This window comes from Agarivorans sp. 1_MG-2023 (genome assembly GCF_030548385.1).
In the GTDB taxonomy this organism is placed as follows: Bacteria; Pseudomonadota; Gammaproteobacteria; order Enterobacterales; family Celerinatantimonadaceae; genus Agarivorans.
Map to the genome: position 1 here is coordinate 123,603 of NZ_JAUOSJ010000001.1, position 22,151 is coordinate 145,753.

Below are 22,151 nucleotides of genomic sequence, written 5' to 3' on the forward strand. Positions count from 1 at the left end.
AAAGGAGCGATTAAGCTCCTTTTTTATTAACGACGTTTACGGTAACGGCGCCGCACGGAGTATCGCCACAGTGCGTTTATTGAAAAGTAACCAAGTATTGAAAAGATAATGCCGCAGACCAAACTACCTAACAAGAACGCCGGACCGATGGTCGCTATCAAATGTTCTAAGCCATGCCATGATAATTCTAAATGATAATCTGCAACGGGCTGCCCCAATATGCCGGTGCCTACGATATAACAAAAATAGAAAATAGCGGGAATAGTAAAAGGATTCGAAATCCATACTAATGCTACTGAAAGCGGCAAGTTTACTTTAAACATTATCGCTAAAGCTGCCGCAATAATCATTTGCGACGGTAAGGGGATAAAAGCAACAAATAGCCCAATTGCAAAGGCACCAGCTGCAGAGCGTCGATTAAGGTGCCACAAATTAGGGTTGTGCAACCAGTCACCAAAAAACTTAAGGTGTTTGTTAGCTTTTAGCTCTTCTGTTTTAGGAATAAATCGTTGTATCGTCTTTTTTGGCATATAGTTTGTTATTGATAATAAACTTCTTATGACATATGAACGTCTTTTTACTAGCAAGTTTGCTAGCAATGACATCATCGTTAATCTGGCCTAGTTTACTGAGCCTACCTTTACTATATGTTAGCTACGTTGCACTAGCGGCTTTACTTTGGAAAAGAAAGCTCTGGGCTGCTGGCTTCATATTTGGCGTGTGTTGGATAAACAGCCATGCGCTGTATTATCAGTCATGGATTGTTGATATCCAACAAAAAGCGGCCAACTTTAGCATACATGGCGTGGTCTTGGCAGTTGATAATAATCAATACTGGCAAAAAGTTACGCTGCAAGTTGACCAGCTCGATACTAGATCAAGTTTAGCATGGTGGAAGCCTAAGCTAAGTTTGTACCATTCGCCTCAGAATAATCAAAGCCAAATATTACAACCTGGTCAATCGATTAAAGCTATCGCTAAACTTAAACCCGTATTTGCCAGTATCAATCCTGCGGGGTTCAATTACGCTCGTTGGCTCGTTTCAAAGTCAATGGTGGGGCGGGGTAGTTTGGTTTCGCACCAAGCCTTAGGTGAAGATGTGTCGTTTCGCGAGCGCTGGGTGGCGAATTTAGCGGGGCAATTAAGTGGTTATGAATATGGTGGAGAGCTACTTGCCTTAATGGTAGGTGATAAACGCTTGTTGAATTCTGAGCGGCGAACGCTGTATCAACAATCTGGTTTAGGTCATTTATTTGTTCTATCAGGTTTGCATTTAGGCATCGCAGCAATGTGGTCTTGGTGGCTGTTTCGTTTAATAGGGCTAACTATTCGAATGCCTCACGCTAGTGGTCCGTTGATCGCGAGTTTTGGGTGTTGCCTGATTTATTGCTGGTTGGCAAATTGGCAGCTATCAATGATGCGAGCTTTGTTGATGTATGGCTGTTTATTGGTGTTTGGTTTGACTACCCAAAGGCGTAACTTAGCCTCTGGCATTGTTGTTAGCGCTTTTATCATTCTGTTGCTTTGGCCGTTTAGTTTGTATAGCAACGGTTTTTGGCTTTCATATACAGCGGTATCAGTGGTTTTACTTTGTTTATGGCTAGGCCCTAGTAACAAGCTGCTGATGCTTGTTCTTATTCAAGCGATGATTGGTATCGCTATGCTACCGATTCAAGTGGCTATGTTTGGTCAGTTACCGAGTGGCGCTTTATTGCTAAACCTCGTCGCTGTTCCGTTATTTAGTATGATTTTGGTGCCGCTTAACTTGTTGTTAATGTTAGGGCTCTCTTTTGATTTTCCTGATGTAGAGAATTTAGCCGAGTTACTCAATAATTTGTTTGCGGTGTCGTTTCGAGGTTTAGACTTTTTGGCTGGTCTTCAAGCAGTGAGCTTTACAACACCCATTGCCTTATTGGGCTTGTGTGTGTTGTTGTTTAGTGTGTTGTTAACTGCGAGTGCAGTAGGTCGGCGCTTTGCCATTGCTTATCTAAGCGTTTTGCTGTTAGTTCCTTTGTTCAACTCATTTTGGCCTAGAAGTCTCAATTGGCAAGTATATGTATTGGATGTTGGGCAAGGCTTGGCTGTTGTTATTGAGCGTAATAACCAAGCCCTAGTTTTTGATAGTGGCCCGCGCTTTAGAAGTGGTTTTTCCTACGCAGAAAGCGTGATTCTGCCACTATTGGTAGATTTACGTATTGAGCACGTGACAGCTATTGTGACCAGCCACGGTGATAACGACCACGCAGGAGGAAGAAGGGTACTTGAAGAGGCTTTTCCTAAAGCGTTACGGTTTTATGGCCGCGATAAACGATTACCTGCTGAACGATGTAATGAGCAAATCAATTGGGGAGAGTTAGCGCTGACATTTCGTATGGCGAATTTAGGTGAGGGAAACAATGGCTCATGCACTTTGCGGGTTTTCGATGGTAACTACAGTTTGTTACTGACAGGAGACATAGAACAAATGGCTGAACAACAATTGTTAGCGGAAGGCTTAAGTAAAGTGAGTTTTTTACTGAGCCCGCATCATGGTAGTAACAGTTCTTCTTCTAACGAGTTTATTAATGCATTACAGCCCAAAATAGTGATGCATAGCAGCGGTGCTTATAATCGTTTTGGTTTTCCTCACACTTCAGTTACCGAGCGATATTCTGCCAGTGAGCAGTTTGTTACAGGAAAGGGCGGCGCCATTCATCTTGAAATTGGTGACCGTTCATACCAAGTCACTCAGCAGCGCTATCTCACTTCAAGCCCATGGTACCAACAAATCATCAGTTGGTGATTTCTCTATAAACCGCTAAACTAAGGCAATTTTTCCGATGGAATAACTCTGTTCTTATGATTCCAGAAACAGCTACTGATACAAAAGCGAACTATATCCGCTTATTAAGCTACGTAAAAGATCGCAAAATTGGCCTGATTGTCGCAATTATTGGCATGATTGGTTACGGTGCGGTTGATACTTTATTTGTGTATTCAATTAAGCCTCTTATCGATGAAGGCCTGTCGGGGGAAAACCCAGACATCATGACCTATATGCCGATCTTCATCTTGGGGATCGTGTTATTGCGCGGTATATGCGGATTTGCCAGTAGTTACGGGATGTCTTGGGTTGGTGGTCACCTTGTGATGAAAATCCAACGGCAAATATTTAATCATCTGATGTTAATGCCAGTGTCGTTTTTTGATAAAAACCCAACCGGCACCTTATTGTCAAAGATCACCTATGACTCTAACCAGGTGAGCACTGCTGCTACCGCTAGTTTAGTGAACTTAGTTCGCGAGAGCGCCACTATCATTGGCTTGCTGTGCTTGATGTTCTATAACAGCTGGCAATTGTCATTGATCTTCTTTGTTATTGGTCCTCCAGTTGGTCTTGCAATTAGTTCTGTGAGCCGCCGTTTCCGTAAAATTAGTACTCATTTGCAACATGCGGTAGGGAATGTCACCACCACCAGTGAACAAATGTTGAACGGACATCGTGAAATTTTGTCTTTTGGTGGTCAGCCAAAAGAAGCTGAGCGTTTTAACAGTGCTAGTAATATGATTCGACGTCAGCAAATGAAAATGGCAACGGTAAGTGCAATTGCTAACCCTGCAGTGCAATTTATTGCGTCTATTGGCTTATCGGTGGTGTTGTTTGCTGCATCTTCTCCAGAGCTAGTACAAGAGCTTACGCCGGGTACTTTTACCATTATTGTTACGTCAATGATGATGTTACTAAAACCGCTTCGCGTGATTACTCAACTAAATAACGATGTACAACGTGCAATGGCCGCTTGTACAAGCTTGTTCTCAGTGCTAGACATGGATCCTGAAAATGATAAAGGCACCTTCGAAACGCCGAGAGCTCAAGGTAAAGTGGTTCTAAAAGATGTGCAGTTTACCTACCCCACTAAAAATGAATTAGTGCTTAAAGGCATTAATTTAACCATTGAAGAGGGGCAAACGGTGGCGTTAGTGGGGCGCTCAGGTAGTGGTAAAACCACTATTGCCAGCTTGTTACCCAAGTTTTATGAAGTTCAGCAAGGCTCTGTTTTGTTAGACGACAGACCTATTCAAGACTACAAACTCGCCAATTTGCGTGAGCAGTTTGCCCAAGTGTCTCAAACAGTACACTTGTTCAGTGGCACTATCGCCGACAATATTGGCTATGCCAAAGAAGACGCAAGCCGAGAAGACATAGAGCGAGTTGCTGAAATGGCTAACGTGACCAGTTTTGTTGATAAGTTTGAAGACGGCTTTGATACCATTATTGGTGAGAAAGGTGTGATGTTATCGGGTGGTCAGAGACAACGGATCGCCATTGCACGCGCATTGTTAAAAGATTCACCTGTGCTGATTTTAGATGAAGCGACTTCAGCCTTGGATACGGAATCAGAACGTAAAATTCAAGAAGCGATAGATAGAGTATGTTCAGACAGAACTGCGATTGTGATTGCTCATCGACTTTCAACCATTGAAAGTGCAGACGTTATCGTTGTACTGGATGAAGGTGTGATTGTAGAGCAAGGTAGTCATGCTGAGCTAATGGCTCACAAAGGAACTTATCACCAGTTACACCAAATTCAATTTGGCGAAAAATAGTGACCTTTTGGTATCAACACGCGCGGCAGCATAAAGGAAAATTGCTTTTGTTACTGCCGCTTAGTTATCTGTTTCGTTTAGTAACGATTGTTCGGCGTTTAGCCTTTAATCGAGGCTGGGTGGCGAGTTACAGACCACCTGTACCCGTGGCGATAGTAGGTAATATTAGTGTTGGCGGAAATGGTAAAACACCGGTTGTTCTAGCCTTAGTTAAAGCAGCTCAAGAACGTGGGTTTAAGCCCGGCGTAGTGAGCCGCGGATATGGCGGTACTACCAAAAATTACCCTTACAATGTGACTGAACTTAGCGCAGCGGCAGAATGCGGTGATGAACCTTTACTGATTCACCTACGTACTCAATGCCCTGTTGTGGTGGATCCTAATCGTAGCCAAGCCTGTAAAAGTATTGTTGAACAAGGTGTGGACCTCATCATTTGTGATGATGGCATGCAACATTATGCTTTACAGCGCGATATAGAAATTGCCGTGATCGACTCGCAACGCCGCCTCGGAAATGGCCTTTGCTTACCGGCTGGACCGCTGAGAGAGCCCGCATCTCGTTTAGTTGATGTAGATTTAATCGTGAGTAATGGGCAACCTAGTTATTCAACTGAAAGCCATCTATTGCAATTGCAACCTAGTGCGCTGAAAGCCGTTAAGGGCAGTGGCGATATTCAAAGTGATAAACATTTTGATGCAGCCTTTGCAGGGATAGGTAATCCTAAGCGCTTTTTTGATTCTCTTGAATACTTGGGTTTTTCAGTTAAACAACGAATCAACTTAGAAGATCACCGGCCCCTAAGCCAAGAACAACATAAAGAATTGCTTGATAAAAGCGTGATTATGACAGAGAAAGATGCCATAAAATATCGCGATAGTGCGGGCACTAATTGGTATTATTTACCCGTAGATAGCGTGTTGCCAGAGCAGTTTTATCAACAGTTCTTCTCTTTATTACAGGAAAAATCTCATGTCAGTAGAACATAACCTATTAGAAATTGTGGCTTGCCCTCTATGTAAAGGTAAGTTGCATTTCGATAAACCTAACAACGAGCTGGTGTGTAAATTTGACCGTTTAGCTTATCCAGTGAAAGATGCTATTCCTGTTTTGTTGGTTAACGAAGCACGAGAAATGTCGGCCAATGAGTTACCGCAATGAAGTTTGTGGTAGTTATACCGGCGCGTTATCAATCTACGCGTTTACCTGCAAAGCCCTTACAAGATATTGCAGGTAAAACCATGATTGAAAGGGTGTACCAACAAGCGTGTAAGTCGGGGGCTGAACGAGTAGTGATTGCTACTGATGATCAACGCATTGTTGAGGTTGCTAACAGCTTTAACGCAGAGGTGATTTTAACCGCTGATACTCATGAGTCCGGCACTGAACGTTTAGCTGAAGTATGTGAGCGGCTAAATTTAGCCGACGATACCATTGTGGTAAACGTACAAGGCGATGAACCGCTTATTCCTCCAGCGGTGATTAGTCAGGTTGCAGGTTTATTAGATAAAGCGCCAGAAGTGAAGATGGCGAGTTTATCGGTGCCTATTACCGATGATACAGATATTCATGATCCTAACGTGGTGAAAGTGGTGTGTGATAAAGATGACCACGCCTTGTATTTTAGTCGCTCGGCAGTGCCACACGAGCGCGATGGTGATTGGCGTAGTGAGCTTTACTCTCGCCATATCGGTATTTACGCATATCGTTGTCATTTTGTCGGCGAATATTTGCAGTTAAGTCCTTCTCCTATTGAAAAAATGGAGAAGCTAGAGCAACTGCGAGTGCTTTGGCATGGACACAAAATAAAAATGGCTCGAGCGATAGAAACACCTGCGCATGGCGTGGATACACCCGAAGATCTAGAGAAAATCAGAGCCCTTTTTAATTAGCCTTTTTATAATGGTAAGTAACCAGAGAACGTATGAATTACATTCCTTTAAGTGAGCATAAAAAAGCATGGATCTTTAAACGTGCTGATTTACCCGTGAGTGAGGCAGACTCCAGCCTGATAAAACCAATGACCGACACTCGCGCTACGTTACTTTGGAAAGAATCCGTCAGCAAACAAGTGGATCACCCAGACTTTTTTAGAAAAGGGGATTGGGCTTTTAATATGGATACTTGGACTGAGCAAGGCAATTGGGAAGATGTTTGGGATAGCGATCAACTTACCTTGCCGGAAGAACTGTTAGAACACCTACAGTGGCAAGATAACACGGTGGTTTATTACTGTAACGACCAACACAATGTGATTGAAACGACCTGGGCAGTGTTTAAGCGATGCTGGAAGAACTTTCTTTTTATGGACGATGGTGCATTGTTGATGGCTAAAAAGCGTAGCGAAGTCGCGCAGTTTCTTGCCAATGGCAGTTATCAATACGGTAACAAACCTAGTTAACTAAATCGAAAGATAAAAAAATCCGAAACCTAGGTTTCGGATTTTTTGTTTAGCGCTCAGCAAATAAGATTTACTTGAACGGGCGGTGTGGTTCACCAGTGTAAAGCTGACGTGGACGACCAATTCGCTGAGTTGACTCTTCCATCATTTCTTTCCAGTGAGCAATCCAACCTACTGTGCGAGATAGCGCAAAGATTACCGTGAACATACTTACTGGGATACCAATAGCTTTAAGCACGATACCAGAGTAGAAATCTACGTTAGGGAACAATTTCTTCTCTTTAAAGTACGGGTCAGAAAGGGCTATACGTTCTAGTTCCATTGCAACATCCAATAATGGATCGTCAATGTTTAGCTCGTTGAGTACTTCATGACAGCTTTCACGCATTACAGTAGCGCGTGGATCGTAGTTTTTGTAAACGCGATGACCAAAGCCCATTAGCCGGAATGGGTCATCTTTGTCTTTAGCGCGTTCAATAAACTCAGGAATACGGTCTACCGAGCCTATTTCTTCTAACATAGTTAGACATGCTTCGTTGGCACCACCGTGAGCAGGCCCCCACAAACAGGCAATACCTGCAGCGATACAAGCAAATGGGTTAGCACCTGATGAACCAGCTAAACGTACTGTAGAAGTAGAAGCGTTCTGCTCGTGGTCTGCATGCAAAGTAAAGATGCGATCCATAGCGCGTTCTACAACTGGGCTTACCTTATATTCTTCAGTAGGTACTGAGAACATCATATTCAAGAAGTTTGCTGCATAGCTTAAATCGTTACGAGGGTAAACGAACGGTTGGCCAGCAGAATACTTGTAGCTCATGGCTGCAAGCGTTGGCATCTTGGAAATTAAGCGGTAGGCCGCTATTTCGCGGTGACGCTCGTTAGAAATATCCATCGAGTCGTGGTAGAAAGCAGATAAAGCGCCAACTACACCCACCATGATCGCCATAGGGTGCGAATCACGACGGAAACCTTGGAAAAAGTGGATTAACTGTTCGTGCACCATGGTGTGGCGTGTAACAGTTGTTTTAAATTTCTCGTATTGTTCAACGTTTGGTCGCTCGCCGAACAAGAGAATATAACAAACTTCAAGGTAATCAGCATGTTTTGCTAGGTCCTCAATTGAGTAACCTCGGTGTAACAAAATACCTTGCTCACCATCAATATAGGTGATTTTTGATTCACATGAAGCGGTCGCTAAGAAACCTGGATCAAAGGTAAAATACCCTTTTTTACCTAGAGTTCGAACATCAATTACGTCATGTCCCGCTGTACCAGACATTATAGGCAAATCATATGCCTCTTGGCCTGGCAGCGTTAGGGTGGCTTTATTGTCAGCCATAGCACGTCTCCCTTGCTTGTTCTAATTGTATTGTTATTTTGGATACAAAGCGCAGCACATTCTGACCCAACACTAGACCAAATGTCAATTAGCCTTGGTTGTGATTTATGGTGACTTATAGCGCTAATGTTAAATTTTCGATTTAAGTTGGCTGTTTCGTTGCGTTAAATTAGCTAAATGAAGGAAATGTTAATTGTATTTGTATTATGTGGGCGTTATACTTTGCTCGAAGTATAGCGCTAGTCCGAGCATTTTTTGCGCAATATAAATGGTAGTTTTTAGACTTTAGTCTAGTTTATGGCCTTAAGTTCACAAAATTAACATTATCGCAACTCGATGCCCTGTCCAGAGCTTCACTTTATAATCATAATAATACTCAAGGACCTGAGTGGGCAGAGAATCGTGAAAACAAAACAAAGACCAGTAAACCTCGACCTACAAACCATCAGATTTCCCATTACCGCTATTGCATCCATCTTGCATCGTGTTTCCGGTGTGATTACATTTTTCGCCTTGGCTATTTTGCTTGGCCTACTTGCTGAATCCCTTCAATCAGCAGAAGGTTTTGCAAATGTGCAGTCTATTATGGATAACTTCTTAGTTAAGTTAATCATTTGGGCCAGCCTAACTGCGTTGATGTATCACATAGTTGGCGGAATACGTCACTTGATTCAGGACATGGGCTATTGGGAAGAGCTAGATAGTGCCTCATCTAGCGCTAAAATCTCATTCATTATCACTGCTGTACTCGCAGTTCTAATGGGAGTAATCGTATGGTAACTAATGCTGCAACTTTTGGCCGTAGCGGCGTACATGACTATTTGCTCATTCGCGCAACCGCCATCATCTTAACTTTATATACAATCTACTTGTTAGGCTTCTTCGCATTTAACGATGTGACATATCAGTCTTGGAGTGGATTCTTCGCTTGGCTTCCAACCAAAGTATTTACCTTGCTTGCGCTGTTCTCAATGTTGATACACGCATGGATTGGCTTATGGCAGGTACTAACCGACTACGTTAAATGCACGTCATTGCGTTTAGGTTTACAGTTTTCTTTAACAGTTATAGCGCTTATCTATGTCGCTAGTGGCTTGTTTATTATTTGGGGGTAAGTCGAGTGGCAATTTCTATTCGAGAATTCGACGCCGTAGTTATCGGCGCAGGCGGTGCGGGAATGCGCGCTGCTCTACAAATTTCTGAAGAGGGCAAGTCTTGCGCCCTTATATCTAAAGTGTTTCCTACTCGCTCTCACACCGTATCTGCCCAGGGTGGTATTACGGTTGCTTTAGGTAACTCTCACAAAGATAACTGGCAATGGCACATGTACGATACCGTTAAAGGGTCTGACTACATTGGTGACCAAGATGCCATTGAATATATGTGTAATGTAGGCCCAGAGGTCATTATTGAGCTAGAGAAAATGGGCTTGCCATTTTCCCGTTTCGAAGACGGTTCAATTTACCAGCGACCATTTGGTGGTCAATCTAAAGAATTTGGCGGCGAGCAGGCAGCACGTACTGCGGCTGCGGCCGACCGAACCGGTCATGCCTTGTTACATACGCTTTATCAACAAAACGTTAAGAAAAAGACCACCATTTTCTCTGAATGGTATGCCTTAGACTTAGTGAAAAATGCTGAAGGCGAAGTGGTTGGTTGTACCGCCATGGATATCGATAGCGGCGAAGTGGTTTATTTCAAAGCAAAAGCAACGGTTTTAGCAACGGGTGGAGCAGGGCGTATTTTTGCTTCTACTACCAATGCACACATTAATACTGGCGACGGTGTTGGCATGGCGTTACGTGCTGGCGTACCAATCCAAGATATGGAGATGTGGCAATTTCACCCAACGGGCATTGCTGGTGCTGGAGTACTGGTTACTGAAGGTTGTCGTGGTGAAGGTGGTTACCTTCTTAATAAAGACGGTGAACGCTTTATGGAGCGTTACGCGCCAAATGCTAAAGACTTAGCCGGCCGTGATGTTGTTGCTCGCTCGATGATGACAGAAATTCGTGAAGGCCGAGGCTGTGACGGCCCATGGGGTCCACACCTTAAACTAAAACTTGATCACCTTGGTGAAGAAGTATTAGAAAGCCGTTTACCGGGTATTTGTGAATTATCTCGTACCTTTGCTCACGTTGATCCAGTAAAAGAGCCTATTCCGGTGATTCCTACTTGTCACTACCAAATGGGGGGCGTGCCTTGTAACGTAAATGGTCAAGCTATTACTAAAGACGAGAACGGTGAAGATAAAATCATCAATGGCTTGTTTGCGGTAGGTGAAATTGCCTGTGTATCGGTACATGGAGCAAACCGCTTAGGTGGTAACTCATTGCTTGATTTGGTGGTGTTTGGCCGCGCAGCAGGTAAGTTCTTAGGTGAATACTTAAGCGATGACATCAACATGGCAGACGCTACTGAAGAAGAGTTAGCAGCAGCGATGGCGCGATACAATCGTTGGGAAAATTCAACGTCTGACGGTGAAGACCCAGTGCAAATCCGTAAAGACTTGCAGCAGTGTATGCAACTTAACTTCTCGGTATTCCGCGAAGGCGAGTCTATGGCTCAAGGCTTAGAAGAGTTACAGGTGATTCGTAAGCGCTTAGAAAATGCTCGCCTTGATGACAAATCAACTGACTTTAATACCCAGCGTGTTGAATGCCTCGAGTTAGATAACTTAATGGCTACCGCTATTGCAACGGCTCACGCTGCAAACTTCAGAACTGAAAGCCGTGGTGCGCACAGCCGCTTCGACTTCCCAGAGCGCGACGATGCGCAGTGGTTATGCCACTCGCTATTCGATCCAGCTACTGAAACCATGGGGCGTCGTGAGGTGAACATGTCACCAAACCTGCGTGAAGCTTTTGAACCTAAAGTTCGTACATATTAAGGAGGCGGCAAATGAACGTTAATTTTTCTTTGTACCGCTACAACCCGGATACTGATACCAAGCCAAATATGAAGTCATATCAACTTGAGGTCCCTGAGGGCTCTGATATGATGGTGCTAGACGCATTAATTTTGCTTAAAGAACAAGACCCTAGCATTGCTTTTCGCCGCTCTTGCCGCGAAGGGGTTTGTGGTTCAGACGGTATTAACATGAACGGTAAAAATGGTCTGGCATGTGTTACACCTTTGTCAGACTTATTGGGTAAAGGCGATATAGTTATCCGCCCATTACCTGGCCTTCCTGTGGTTCGCGACTTGGTTGTGGACATGGGACAGTTCTATGATAACTATGCTCGCATTAAGCCATTTTTGATTAATGATGAGCAGATTCCGCCAGCTCGCGAAAACTTGCAGAGCCCAGAAGAGCGTGAAAAGTTAGACGGTATGTACGAATGTATCTTATGTGCATGTTGTTCAACTTCTTGTCCTTCATTCTGGTGGAATCCTGAGAAATTTGTTGGTCCTGCCGGTCTACTTGCAGCATACCGCTGGCTTGCAGACAGCCGAGATACAGCAACAGACGAACGATTATCAGAATTAGATGATGCTTTCAGCGTTTTTCGTTGCCATGGCATTATGAATTGTGTAAGTGTTTGTCCTAAAGGATTAAACCCGACAAAAGCAATCGGCCATATTAAGTCGATGCTGATAAAACGGGCTGTTTAGCAAAAGTTAATTTTTATAATTAGCTTGGTTCTAAATAGCCATTTTACTTCGGTAGAATGGCTATTTTTTTATCAAACCCTATAAAGTCATACAGTGACGTAGAAAATAAAGGGATAGCGTTTAAATGCAAAATGGCGTAATGAAAGCCTGGCTAGAGTCCTCGCATTTAGCTGGTGCCAATTCGACCTATGTGGAAGACCTCTATGAGGCGTTTTTAGAAGATCCTTCATCTGTATCTGAACAATGGCAGGAAGTATTCACTGAACTCCCTGCTGTAGAAGGTACATCTGAAGATACCCCGCACGCTCCAATTCGTGATTACTTTCGCCGCTTAGCGAAAGATACCTCTCGTTTTAGTTCACCTGTTGAAGATCCTCAACACGGTGCCAAACAAGTTAAAGTGCTGCAGTTAATTAATGCTTACCGCTTTCGTGGTCATCAGCATGCGCAACTGGATCCTTTAGGTTTATGGCAGCAAGAACGTGTAGCCGACCTCACTCCTGAGTTTCATGCTTTAGATAGCGCAGACTTTGAAGAAACCTTTAATGTAGGTTCTTACGCCATTGGTAAAGACACTATGGCGCTTAAAGATTTGCACAAATCTTTGCTTAAAACCTACTGTGGCTCAATCGGTGCTGAGTATATGCACATCACCGATACGGATGAAAAACGCTGGATTCAAAGCCGTTTAGAGTCTGTAGAAGGCCAAGGTGAGTTTACTCAAGAAGATCGGGTTCGTTTCCTTAAAAGCTTAACCGCAGCCGAAGGCTTAGAAAAATACCTAGGGGCTAAATTCCCTGGTGCTAAGCGTTTCTCGCTAGAAGGCGGTGACAGCTTACTTGTTATGCTAAAAGAGATTGTTCGCTCTGCGGGCATTCAAGGTACTAAAGAAGTTGTAGTGGGCATGGCTCACCGCGGTCGCCTAAACGTACTGGTGAATGTGTTAGGTAAAAATCCATCAGAATTGTTTGATGAGTTTGCCGGTAAACACGACGATACTTGGGGCACTGGTGACGTTAAATACCACCAAGGTTTTAGTTCAGACTTTGCCACTCCGGGTGGTAACGTGCACATGTCATTAGCGTTTAACCCATCTCACTTAGAGATTGTTAATCCAGTAGTCATGGGCTCGGTACGTGCCAGGCAAGATCGACGTGCAGGTGAGAATTGTCTGCCTATTACTATTCATGGTGATTCGGCGATTGCCGGGCAGGGCGTAGTGCAAGAAACTTTTAATATGTCACAAGCGCGTGGCTTTAAAGTGGGCGGTACGGTGCGCATTGTAGTCAACAACCAGGTTGGTTTTACTACCTCTAATCCTCGCGATACTCGCTCAACACAATATTGTACCGATATTGCGAAAATGGTTCAGGCGCCGATATTCCACGTTAATGGCGATGACCCAGAGGCTGTCGCTTTCGTTAGCCGCATGGCCCTAGATTACCGCAATACCTTTAAGCGTGATGTCGTGATTGACTTGGTATGTTATCGCCGCCACGGGCATAACGAAGCTGATGAGCCAAATGCTACACAGCCTTTGATGTACCAAAAAATCAAAAAACACCCAACGCCGCGTAAGTTTTACGCCGACGTATTGGTAGAACGTGGCCAGTTAGATAGTGCCGAAGTCACTGCGCTAGTTAATGGTTACCGTGACCAACTCGATAACGGTGATTGTGTTGTCGACGAATGGCGACCAATGACCGAACACAGTGTTGATTGGCGTCCGTACCTTGGTCACGAGTGGGACATGGAGTACAGTTCTTCATTGCCTATCGAAGCCGTTAAAGATTTAGGTGAGCGTTTAACCAAATTGCCGGAAGAGCACAAGCTTCATCCTCGAGTTAAGAAAATTAACGACGATCGTATGTTAATGACCCGTGGAGAAAAACCGGTTGATTGGGGCTTTGCAGAGAATTTGGCGTATGCGAGCTTGCTTGATGAAAAGCAAAATATTCGTATCACTGGTCAAGATTCTGGTCGTGGAACATTCTTCCACCGTCATGCTGTATTGCACAATCAAACAGATGCATCAACCTACGTACCGCTTAAGAACTTAGCTGAAGACCAAGGCCATTTAGCCCTATTTGACTCAGTATTGTCAGAAGAAGCTGTGTTAGCGTTTGAATATGGTTACACCACTGCAGAGCCTTCTACTTTAGTGATTTGGGAAGCGCAGTTTGGTGACTTTGCTAACGGCGCTCAAGTGGTGATTGACCAATTCTTATCCTCAGGAGAGCAAAAATGGGGCCGTATGTGTGGCCTAGTTATGTTGCTTCCTCATGGTTACGAAGGCCAAGGTCCAGAGCACTCATCAGCGCGTTTAGAACGCTACCTTCAGCTATGTGCTGAGCACAACATGCAAGTGTGTGTGCCATCTACGCCAGCTCAGGTTTACCATATGTTGCGTCGTCAACAGGTGCGTCCAATGCGTCGTCCACTGGTCGTTATGTCGCCTAAGTCGCTATTACGTCATCCATTGGCGGTATCTAGTTTAGAAGAGTTGGCCGATGGTCAGTTCCAAAATGCGATACCAGAGATCGATGATTTAGATCCAGCGCAAGTGCGTCAAGTGGTGATGTGTTCAGGTAAAGTGTATTACGACTTACTAGAACAACGCCGTAAGAACGAGCAGACTGACGTAGCGATTATTCGCGTAGAGCAGTTATACCCGTTCCCAGACCAAGACGTGCAACAGATTTTTGAGCAATACAAACACGTAGAAAGATTTGTTTGGTGTCAGGAAGAACCACTAAATCAGGGTGCTTGGTATAGTAGCCAGCATCACTTTAAATCGGTAATCCCTGCCGGAGCAGATTTACGTTATGCTGGCCGACCAGCATCAGCATCACCTGCGGTTGGGTATATGTCTCTTCACTTAAAACAACAACGCGCCCTCGTTACTGATGCGTTGACAGTTGAATAAAAAAGAATAAAGGAAGCCTTAATGAGCATTGAAATTAAAGTGCCAGACCTACCCGAATCAGTAGCTGATGCATCGATTGCAACATGGCATAAACAGCCGGGTGATGCGGTTGAGCGTGATGAAGTCATTGTAGATATTGAAACCGATAAAGTTGTTCTAGAAGTGCCAGCAATGGAAGCCGGTGTTCTGGAAGAGATTATTGAAGCTGAAGGCGCTACCGTTCTTGGTCAGCAGCTTATCGGCCGAATGAAAGCTGGCGCAGTTGCTGGTGAAGAAGTAAGCACCAAAGCCGCTGACGCTGATGGCGAAAAAGCCGACAGTGCTGATGAGTTATCACCTTCTGTACGCCGCCTAGTGGCAGAGAAGGGTATTGATGCTTCTGCAATTAAAGGCACAGGCCCTAATGGCCGAGTGACTAAAGAAGATGTTGAAGCGCATATTGCTAAGCCAGCTGCTAGCGCTGCACCTAAAGCAGAAGCTGCTCCACAAGCACCATTATCTTCACGTAGCGAAAAGCGTGTAGCAATGACTCGTTTACGTAAGCGCGTAGCTGAGCGTTTGCTTGAAGCGAAAAACACCACGGCGATGTTAACGACTTTTAATGAAGTAAACATGAAGCCAATCATGACATTGCGTAAGCAATATCAAGAAGTGTTTGAAAAGCGTCACGACATTCGCCTTGGTTTTATGTCGTTCTACGTAAAAGCGGTAGTAGAAGCTTTAAAACGTTTCCCAGAAGTGAATGCTTCTATCGATGGTGACGAAATTGTTTATCACAACTATTTTGATGTGAGCATTGCCGTATCAACCCCTCGTGGTTTGGTAACGCCAGTATTGCGCGACTGTGATTTGCTAAGTGTTGCTGATATCGAAAAAGGTATTCGTGAACTGGCTATTAAAGGTCGTGATGGTAAGTTAACCGTTGAAGAGTTAACCGGTGGTAACTTTACCATTACCAACGGTGGTGTATTTGGCTCGCTAATGTCTACGCCAATTATTAACCCACCGCAAAGTGCTATTTTAGGCATGCACAAAATTCAAGACCGTCCAATGGCTGTAAATGGCCAAGTGGAAATTCTACCAATGATGTACTTAGCATTGTCTTATGACCATCGCTTGGTAGATGGAAAAGAGTCTGTTGGTTTCTTAGTAACCATTAAAGAGTTACTCGAAGATCCAACACGCTTATTGCTCGACGTGTAATAAAAGTTTGTATTGGGCCTGAGTTTCAGGCCCTTATTCGGAAAGGTGTTCAGCACCTCTAATGTATCCCCTAACACTATGGATAGAACATCATGAATTTGCATGAATATCAGGCCAAGCAATTATTTGCCGACTATGGCTTGCCAGTGCCAGAAGGTTACGCCTGTGATACCCCACAAGAAGCAGCTGAAGCTGCGGGTAAAATCCCTGGCTCTACCTGGGTAGTTAAAACTCAAGTTCACGCAGGTGGACGTGGTAAAGCCGGTGGCGTAAAAGTTACCTCTGATAAAGAAGAAATTAAAGCCTTTGCTCAGCAATGGTTAGGTAAGAACTTAGTGACTTACCAAACGGATGCTAACGGCCAACCAGTATCAAAAATCTTGGTTGAAGAAGCATCAGATATTGCTAACGAGCTTTATTTAGGTGCGGTAGTAGACCGTGCTTCTCGTCGCGTTGTATTTATGGCTTCAATTGAAGGCGGAGTGGAGATCGAAAAGGTCGCCGAAGAAACGCCTGAGCTGATTCATCAAATGGAAATTGATCCATTAGTGGGTCCACAGCCATACCAAGCGCGTGAGCTTGCGTTTAAATTAGGCCTAGAAGGCACTCAAATCCGTCAATTCACCAAAATCTTTGTTGGTTTGGCTGAAATGTTCACTGACCATGATTTAGCCTTACTAGAAATTAATCCTCTAGTAGTTACCGGTAGCGGCGATTTAGTGTGTCTAGATGGTAAAATTACCATCGACTCAAATGCCATGTACCGTCAGCCTAAGCTACGTGAAATGCATGATCCTTCGCAAGAAGATGAGCGCGAAGCACATGCCGCTCAATGGGAGCTAAACTATGTAGCCCTAGATGGCAGCATTGGTTGTATGGTAAACGGTGCTGGTTTAGCAATGGGAACCATGGATATCGTGCAATTGCACGGTGGTTCTCCGGCTAACTTCTTAGATGTTGGCGGCGGCGCAACTAAAGAACGTGTAACCGAAGCATTTAAAATTATTTTGTCAGACGACAAAGTAAAAGCGGTATTAGTAAACATCTTCGGCGGAATCGTTCGTTGTGACTTAATTGCAGACGGTATTATCGGCGCAGTTGAAGAAGTTGGCGTAAGCGTACCAGTAGTTGTTCGCCTAGAAGGTAACAATGCCGAATTAGGTACCCAACGTTTGGCTGAGTCTGGCCTTAACATTATTGCAGCTACCAGCTTAACAGATGCTGCAGAGCAAGTAGTTAAAGCTGCGGAGGCCAAATAATGAGCATTTTAATCGATAAAAATACCAAAGTGATTTGCCAAGGTTTCACTGGCGGACAAGGTACCTTCCACTCAGAGCAAGCGATTGAGTACGGAACGCAAATGGTAGGTGGTGTATCACCTGGTAAAGGCGGTCAAACTCACTTAGGTCTTCCTGTATTTAACACGGTAAGAGAAGCAGTAGAAGCCACTGGCGCGGACGCAACAGTGATTTACGTTCCTGCTCCTTTCTGTAAAGACGCTATTTTAGAAGCAATCTCTGCGGGCATTAAAATCATCATCACCATTACTGAAGGTATTCCAACATTGGATATGCTAGACGTAAAAGTGAAGTTAGATGAAGCTGGCGCTCGTATGATTGGCCCTAACTGCCCAGGCGTAATTACTCCTGATGAATGTAAAATTGGCATTATGCCTGGTCACATTCACAAAGCCGGTAAAGTAGGTATTGTATCGCGTTCAGGTACTTTAACTTATGAAGCTGTTAAGCAAACTACCGACGAAGGGTTTGGTCAGTCTAGTTGTGTTGGTATTGGTGGTGACCCAATTCCTGGTTCAAACTTCATTGATATTTTGGAGATGTTCCAAAATGATCCGCAAACAGAAGCCATTGTAATGATTGGTGAAATTGGCGGTAGTGCTGAAGAAGAAGCTGCTGCTTACATTAAAGCTAATGTGACTAAGCCGGTAGTCTCTTACATTGCTGGTGTTACAGCTCCTCCTGGTAAGCGCATGGGCCATGCTGGCGCTATTATCGCAGGCGGTAAAGGTACCGCAGCTGATAAATTTGCTGCTTTGGAAGACGCTGGTGTTAAAACAGTACGTAGTCTTGCTGATATTGGTAAAGCATTACGCGAAGTAACAGGCTGGTAAGCTTTTTACGTTTAATATTAAGGCGCCGTAGGGCGCCTTTTTTGTGACTATTGTTTTAGCTAGAACAATCGGCTCTTAACATTTTGGTAAACTCAACTAACTACAATCACAATAAACAGCGCGAGAAGCCTGAATTACTTGATTTTGTGAGGGGAATGAACAAGGATGGAGGTATAAAAAATAAAATTAAAACTAGACTAACAACAAGGATGAACTATGAAGGATTCACCTCCTATAGAACACTTGTATTACACCGAACCTAGCCTAGATAAAATTCTAGGTAACCTTGATAAGGTGAGACAAAACATTTTCCCTAACTTATCTGAAGAAAAAGATCTGTTAGAGCAAAGTTTTCCATCGGTTTGTTTAATTGGCCTTGGCCGATGTGGTTCGAATATAGCACTCGATGTAGCCACCTTGGTTTACAACTCCCGCACACATTACCTCAACGAAATTGAATACCAAGATCAAATCGCACAAGAGCGTGAATTTAAGCCAATGCGTTGGATTAAAAATCATTTGCCACTGGATAACGGTAACGGTGACAACCCAGTATTTTTAATCGAGCCTGTGGTGTTGGTGGGGGACTTAGATAAAGATATCGCGGGTCGTATTAAATACTCCTCGCAAGCTGGGCGTCAAAAATTCTTAGAGGAATACAAAAAACTCCAGCTAATGGATTTGTCTGAAGTACATGCCGGTGGTGCGGGTAACGCACCTATCTTAGGCCAGTACTTAGCCAAAATTATTCTTAATAAAGAAACCGGCAGTTTTAGAAATGAAGACTGGCGACATATTCATTCTTACTTGGTGGATTCTTGCGGCATTAAAGCTAACCAATCGCGCTTGTATTTTTATATTTTCAGCGCGGGTGGTGGCACTGGCTCAGGCATGGCTTCAGAGTTCGGATTAGCGCAACAGTTTTCCTACCTTAGCAAAACCTTCGACTACCAAGTCTCGCCGTCTAATCAGCCAGATAAACGCGACTCATTTGTTTTCGAGCCTATCTTTACGTCGGGCATTTGTATCCTCCCGAATATCTCTGGTAGCAGCATTGAAGTGTCTGAAGCGCTGCACATCAACGCCGGACGCTTGCTGTGTAAATATCTTTCTGAGGAGTGGGATTTCTCCTACAACGTTGAGCGCGAAAGCAATGACGCGCCAGAAGATGTAATGAAGCGCATTCGTCCTTGGAACTCAATGATGCTGATCTCTAACGACATCATGCGTTATGTAGAGCAAGAAGAGAGCGAAAACGGCAAAGATATTGATGTAAACACCATGGAGAAATACGCTAACCAGTACATTTCTCAGCAAATATTTAATATTTTAACGGCTCAAGCCGTTACTACCGATTACGACGAGAACTACTTCCGTCGTGCGGGTATCGATATCTCTGAAACAGTGCGTTTAGACGCCAACGATTTGTTCATGAGTATGGCTGGGCCGGTTGCAGTCGCTTACGCAGAAAGCGTAGTGAACAAATCAGTGAACGATGATGTAGACATTGACGAGCTATTCTTCCGCTCTATTGATTTGCCGCACTTTAACCGCGATACCCAAGCGATTGAAGGTATCAGTATTCTGCCTATCGAGTCTCAGCGCTATAAGCAGTCTTTGAAGAAGTATCAAGAAAGCAAATATGATGCTGAACAGTTAAACGATTTACACTTCTTTAAGCATTGTTCATCGGTAATTTCGATTATTTCGCTGCCTAAAGATTACAAGTTGTCGTTTATGGACTTGAATAAACTCAAGGTTCATATCAACAAACTGTTCCCAAATACTACGCTTAAACGTTATGCCTTGGTCATTGGCGCATCAGCGAATTTATCGTTAACCACCTTGGTGGCCAAAAGCCCTTGTTTAAGTGACGACTTCTTAACCTTAGTCGTGGCTTACATTAAGCGCTGTTTTGCCAAAGAAGAGTACCGCTATAACGACGATATCGACCAAGCTATTTTGCGTTTTATTACTCAAGAAGAGTTTAAACCAGAAGAGTTACAAGAATTTTTGTGGGACTTTGAAAACCCAGCCAAGATTTTAGATACAAATTGGTACGCCATTAAACCAATGTACGAGAAGAAGTACCGTGAGTTAATTGGCGAGCCAGATAAGTTTGTTTCTATTAACGATATCCGTTTAGACTTTAAAAATGTTGAAAATGCGATTAAATATCTACGCGAAATTTATCGTCATAGAATCAGCAAAACCAATATTTTGTCTTTAGATAATCAAGCAGAGGGGGTGATTCATTTATCACCAGGTTTACATTCTATTGAACCTGTTCCAGACGCTAAATAGTAAACACTAAAAAAGGGGCTTTAGCCCCTTTTTTGTTGAGTAAACGGTAACAACTAATTGTTGCTTAAGTTCTCGCTGTTCAATACTAAGTGCTGTTCTTCAGCGTCTAGGTTTTGCTCTTGTTGACGCAATAAATTGTAGTTTTCTACAGCTCTGCGGTTGGTCGCAACATTTCGTTCGATGGCATATTGAAGATCAGACTTCATGGGATTCCCTTTAAATACATGATCAAACTTATTGACCTCATGGTCGGCACAATTTTGCAGGCGGTATGTTACATTTATGTGAACGAAAAGTGAAGTCTTAACTTGCGTTTTAAACAGACCTTGCTGCTTAAATGTGCAAATTTAGCAGAAAGCTTAAATCCATCTATAATCCGATGCATGCCTCGTGATTAAACTTGGACAAGGGTGAAAATTTGTTTCAAAATGTGGGTGTTATCTGATTAGGGTCATAAAACTTTTACCCATGGCGTGGCACAATGCGCGCACTTAAAAACAGTTCGATGAAAACGCGGCAACGCAGGCTTCGAAGCTGTTAACAGAAAATATTTATTGCCCCCGACTATTCTCGTTAAGCAAATAAAATCAATAAGCATTAACAGGGTAGTGGGAGGAATCGTTGAATTATTACGTAAGTTTTGGTCAGTTCAGCTTGGTGAGGGAATGATGGTTAAGAAAATTGGTGTTTTAACGAGTGGCGGCGACGCTCCTGGTATGAATGCAGCAGTACGCGCAGTTGTGCGTAGTGCTTTATCTAAAGGTATTGAAGTATACGGCGTATACGACGGTTACATGGGGCTACATGACGATAACATTAAAAAGTTAGACCGTTATAGTGTGTCTGATGTTATCAACCGTGGTGGCACGTTCTTGGGCTCAGCACGTTTTCCTGAGTTTAAAGAACTTGCAGTGCGTGAAGTTGCCGTACAAAACATGAAGAAACATGGCATCGAAGCGCTAGTAGTAGTGGGCGGCGACGGTTCTTACATGGGCGCTAAAAAGCTAACTGAAATGGGCTTCCCATGTATTGGTCTACCAGGCACTATCGATAATGATATTGCGGGTACCGATTACACGATTGGCTTCGACACCGCATTAAATGTAGTTATTGACGCTATCGACCGTATTCGTGATACGTCTTCTTCACATAACCGTATTTCTGTTATCGAAATCATGGGCCGTTACTGTGGTGACTTAGCCATGCAAGCAAGCATTGCTGGCGGCGCAGAATACGTGATTATTCCTGAGAAAGGTTTTGATCGCGAAGGTTTGTTACAAAGCCTTCAAGATGGTCAGAAAAAAGGTAAAAAGCACGCCATTGTTGCTATTACTGAACACATTACTAATGTGAACGAGCTAGCTGCCGGTATCGAAATGGCCACTGGCCGTGAGACTCGCGCAACCATTCTTGGTCATATTCAGCGTGGCGGTACACCAACAGGCCGTGACCGCGTAATGGCTAGCCGTATGGGCGCTTACGCCGTAGAGCTATTGCTTGAAGGTGAAGGTGGCCGTTGTATCGGTATTCAAAACAACACCATGGTGCATCACGACATCATTGATTGTATTGAAAACATGAAACGTCCATTCAACGAAGAGTTATACGACTTATCTACAAGCTTGTTCTAAGCTATTTGCGTTGA

At 43.8% G+C, this 22,151-nt stretch carries 19 protein-coding genes; 16 read left to right on the forward strand and 3 right to left on the reverse strand.

Features of this window, described 5'->3' with window-relative positions; all coding sequences use genetic code 11:
* Positions 1 to 26 precede the first annotated feature (26 nt).
* On the reverse strand, positions 27 to 530 hold the full coding sequence (locus Q4592_RS00540) for a DUF2062 domain-containing protein (protein WP_137673015.1): 504 nt from the start codon (positions 528 to 530) through the stop codon (positions 27 to 29).
* A 68-nt stretch (positions 531 to 598) separates the two neighbouring features.
* Between Q4592_RS00540 and Q4592_RS00545 the strand changes: the two genes are divergently transcribed.
* From Q4592_RS00545 to Q4592_RS00570, 6 genes are read left to right on the forward strand one after another with little or no spacing between them, the layout of a single operon-like run.
* Positions 599 to 2,782: a DNA internalization-related competence protein ComEC/Rec2 gene (locus Q4592_RS00545; RefSeq protein ID WP_303508471.1), complete on the forward strand. Its 2,184-nt coding sequence runs from the start codon at positions 599 to 601 to the stop codon at positions 2,780 to 2,782.
* Positions 2,783 to 2,838: 56 nt separating this feature from the next.
* Positions 2,839 to 4,587 (forward strand): lipid A export permease/ATP-binding protein MsbA, encoded by a 1,749-nt coding sequence (gene msbA / locus Q4592_RS00550; RefSeq protein ID WP_303508473.1) that lies wholly within the window; start codon positions 2,839 to 2,841, stop codon positions 4,585 to 4,587.
* A gap of 47 nt (positions 4,588 to 4,634) precedes the next feature.
* Entirely contained in the window at positions 4,635 to 5,573 is a 939-nt protein-coding gene (gene lpxK / locus Q4592_RS00555) for a tetraacyldisaccharide 4'-kinase (protein ID WP_303508475.1), read from the forward strand.
* Entirely contained in the window at positions 5,557 to 5,745 is a 189-nt protein-coding gene (locus Q4592_RS00560) for a Trm112 family protein (RefSeq protein ID WP_137673012.1), read from the forward strand. Before lpxK ends, Q4592_RS00560 begins: the two co-directional genes overlap by 17 nt.
* Positions 5,742 to 6,476, forward strand: coding sequence for a 3-deoxy-manno-octulosonate cytidylyltransferase (gene kdsB / locus Q4592_RS00565; RefSeq protein ID WP_303508480.1), 735 nt, complete (start codon positions 5,742 to 5,744; stop codon positions 6,474 to 6,476). The genes Q4592_RS00560 and kdsB overlap by 4 nt, the downstream gene beginning before the upstream one ends.
* A gap of 32 nt (positions 6,477 to 6,508) precedes the next feature.
* Positions 6,509 to 6,985: a DUF2947 domain-containing protein gene (locus Q4592_RS00570; protein WP_137673010.1), complete on the forward strand. Its 477-nt coding sequence runs from the start codon at positions 6,509 to 6,511 to the stop codon at positions 6,983 to 6,985.
* Positions 6,986 to 7,055: 70 nt separating this feature from the next.
* On the opposite strand, the gene gltA is transcribed toward Q4592_RS00570, so the two are convergent.
* On the reverse strand, positions 7,056 to 8,327 hold the full coding sequence (gene gltA / locus Q4592_RS00575) for a citrate synthase (protein ID WP_137673009.1): 1,272 nt from the start codon (positions 8,325 to 8,327) through the stop codon (positions 7,056 to 7,058).
* A gap of 336 nt (positions 8,328 to 8,663) precedes the next feature.
* On the opposite strand from gltA, the gene sdhC reads away from it, so the two are divergent.
* From sdhC to Q4592_RS00620, 9 genes are all read left to right on the forward strand, one after another.
* Positions 8,664 to 9,107 carry a succinate dehydrogenase cytochrome b556 subunit gene (gene sdhC, locus Q4592_RS00580; protein WP_137673008.1) on the forward strand — a complete coding sequence of 148 codons (444 nt, stop codon included), beginning with the start codon at positions 8,664 to 8,666 and terminating at the stop codon, positions 9,105 to 9,107.
* Positions 9,101 to 9,442 (forward strand): succinate dehydrogenase, hydrophobic membrane anchor protein, encoded by a 342-nt coding sequence (sdhD, locus tag Q4592_RS00585; protein ID WP_303508486.1) that lies wholly within the window; start codon positions 9,101 to 9,103, stop codon positions 9,440 to 9,442. The genes sdhC and sdhD overlap by 7 nt, the downstream gene beginning before the upstream one ends.
* 5 nt (positions 9,443 to 9,447) lie before the next feature.
* Positions 9,448 to 11,217 carry a succinate dehydrogenase flavoprotein subunit gene (sdhA, locus tag Q4592_RS00590; protein WP_137673006.1) on the forward strand — a complete coding sequence of 590 codons (1,770 nt, stop codon included), beginning with the start codon at positions 9,448 to 9,450 and terminating at the stop codon, positions 11,215 to 11,217.
* 11 nt (positions 11,218 to 11,228) lie between these two features.
* Positions 11,229 to 11,942 carry a succinate dehydrogenase iron-sulfur subunit gene (locus Q4592_RS00595; RefSeq protein WP_137673005.1) on the forward strand — a complete coding sequence of 238 codons (714 nt, stop codon included), beginning with the start codon at positions 11,229 to 11,231 and terminating at the stop codon, positions 11,940 to 11,942.
* Positions 11,943 to 12,066: 124 nt separating this feature from the next.
* The gene (sucA, locus tag Q4592_RS00600; protein ID WP_303508491.1) at positions 12,067 to 14,868 is read left to right on the forward strand and encodes a 2-oxoglutarate dehydrogenase E1 component; all 2,802 of its coding nucleotides are present in this window, start codon (positions 12,067 to 12,069) and stop codon (positions 14,866 to 14,868) included.
* A 21-nt stretch (positions 14,869 to 14,889) separates the two neighbouring features.
* Complete coding sequence (gene odhB, locus Q4592_RS00605; RefSeq protein WP_303508492.1) at positions 14,890 to 16,071, forward strand: 2-oxoglutarate dehydrogenase complex dihydrolipoyllysine-residue succinyltransferase; 1,182 nt, start codon at positions 14,890 to 14,892, stop codon at positions 16,069 to 16,071.
* A 92-nt stretch (positions 16,072 to 16,163) separates the two neighbouring features.
* Entirely contained in the window at positions 16,164 to 17,330 is a 1,167-nt protein-coding gene (gene sucC / locus Q4592_RS00610) for an ADP-forming succinate--CoA ligase subunit beta (protein ID WP_303508495.1), read from the forward strand.
* Complete coding sequence (sucD, locus tag Q4592_RS00615) at positions 17,330 to 18,202, forward strand: succinate--CoA ligase subunit alpha (RefSeq protein ID WP_137673001.1); 873 nt, start codon at positions 17,330 to 17,332, stop codon at positions 18,200 to 18,202. The genes sucC and sucD overlap by 1 nt, the downstream gene beginning before the upstream one ends.
* Positions 18,203 to 18,418: 216 nt before the next feature.
* Positions 18,419 to 20,506: a hypothetical protein gene (locus Q4592_RS00620; RefSeq protein ID WP_303508499.1), complete on the forward strand. Its 2,088-nt coding sequence runs from the start codon at positions 18,419 to 18,421 to the stop codon at positions 20,504 to 20,506.
* Positions 20,507 to 20,559: 53 nt separating this feature from the next.
* On the opposite strand, the gene Q4592_RS00625 is transcribed toward Q4592_RS00620, so the two are convergent.
* Complete coding sequence (locus Q4592_RS00625) at positions 20,560 to 20,712, reverse strand: hypothetical protein (protein ID WP_154675870.1); 153 nt, start codon at positions 20,710 to 20,712, stop codon at positions 20,560 to 20,562.
* Positions 20,713 to 21,174: 462 nt separating this feature from the next.
* Here Q4592_RS00625 and pfkA point away from each other — a divergent pair, with 462 nt between their 5' ends.
* Entirely contained in the window at positions 21,175 to 22,137 is a 963-nt protein-coding gene (gene pfkA, locus Q4592_RS00630) for a 6-phosphofructokinase (RefSeq protein WP_303509126.1), read from the forward strand.
* Positions 22,138 to 22,151: the final 14 nt, after the last annotated feature.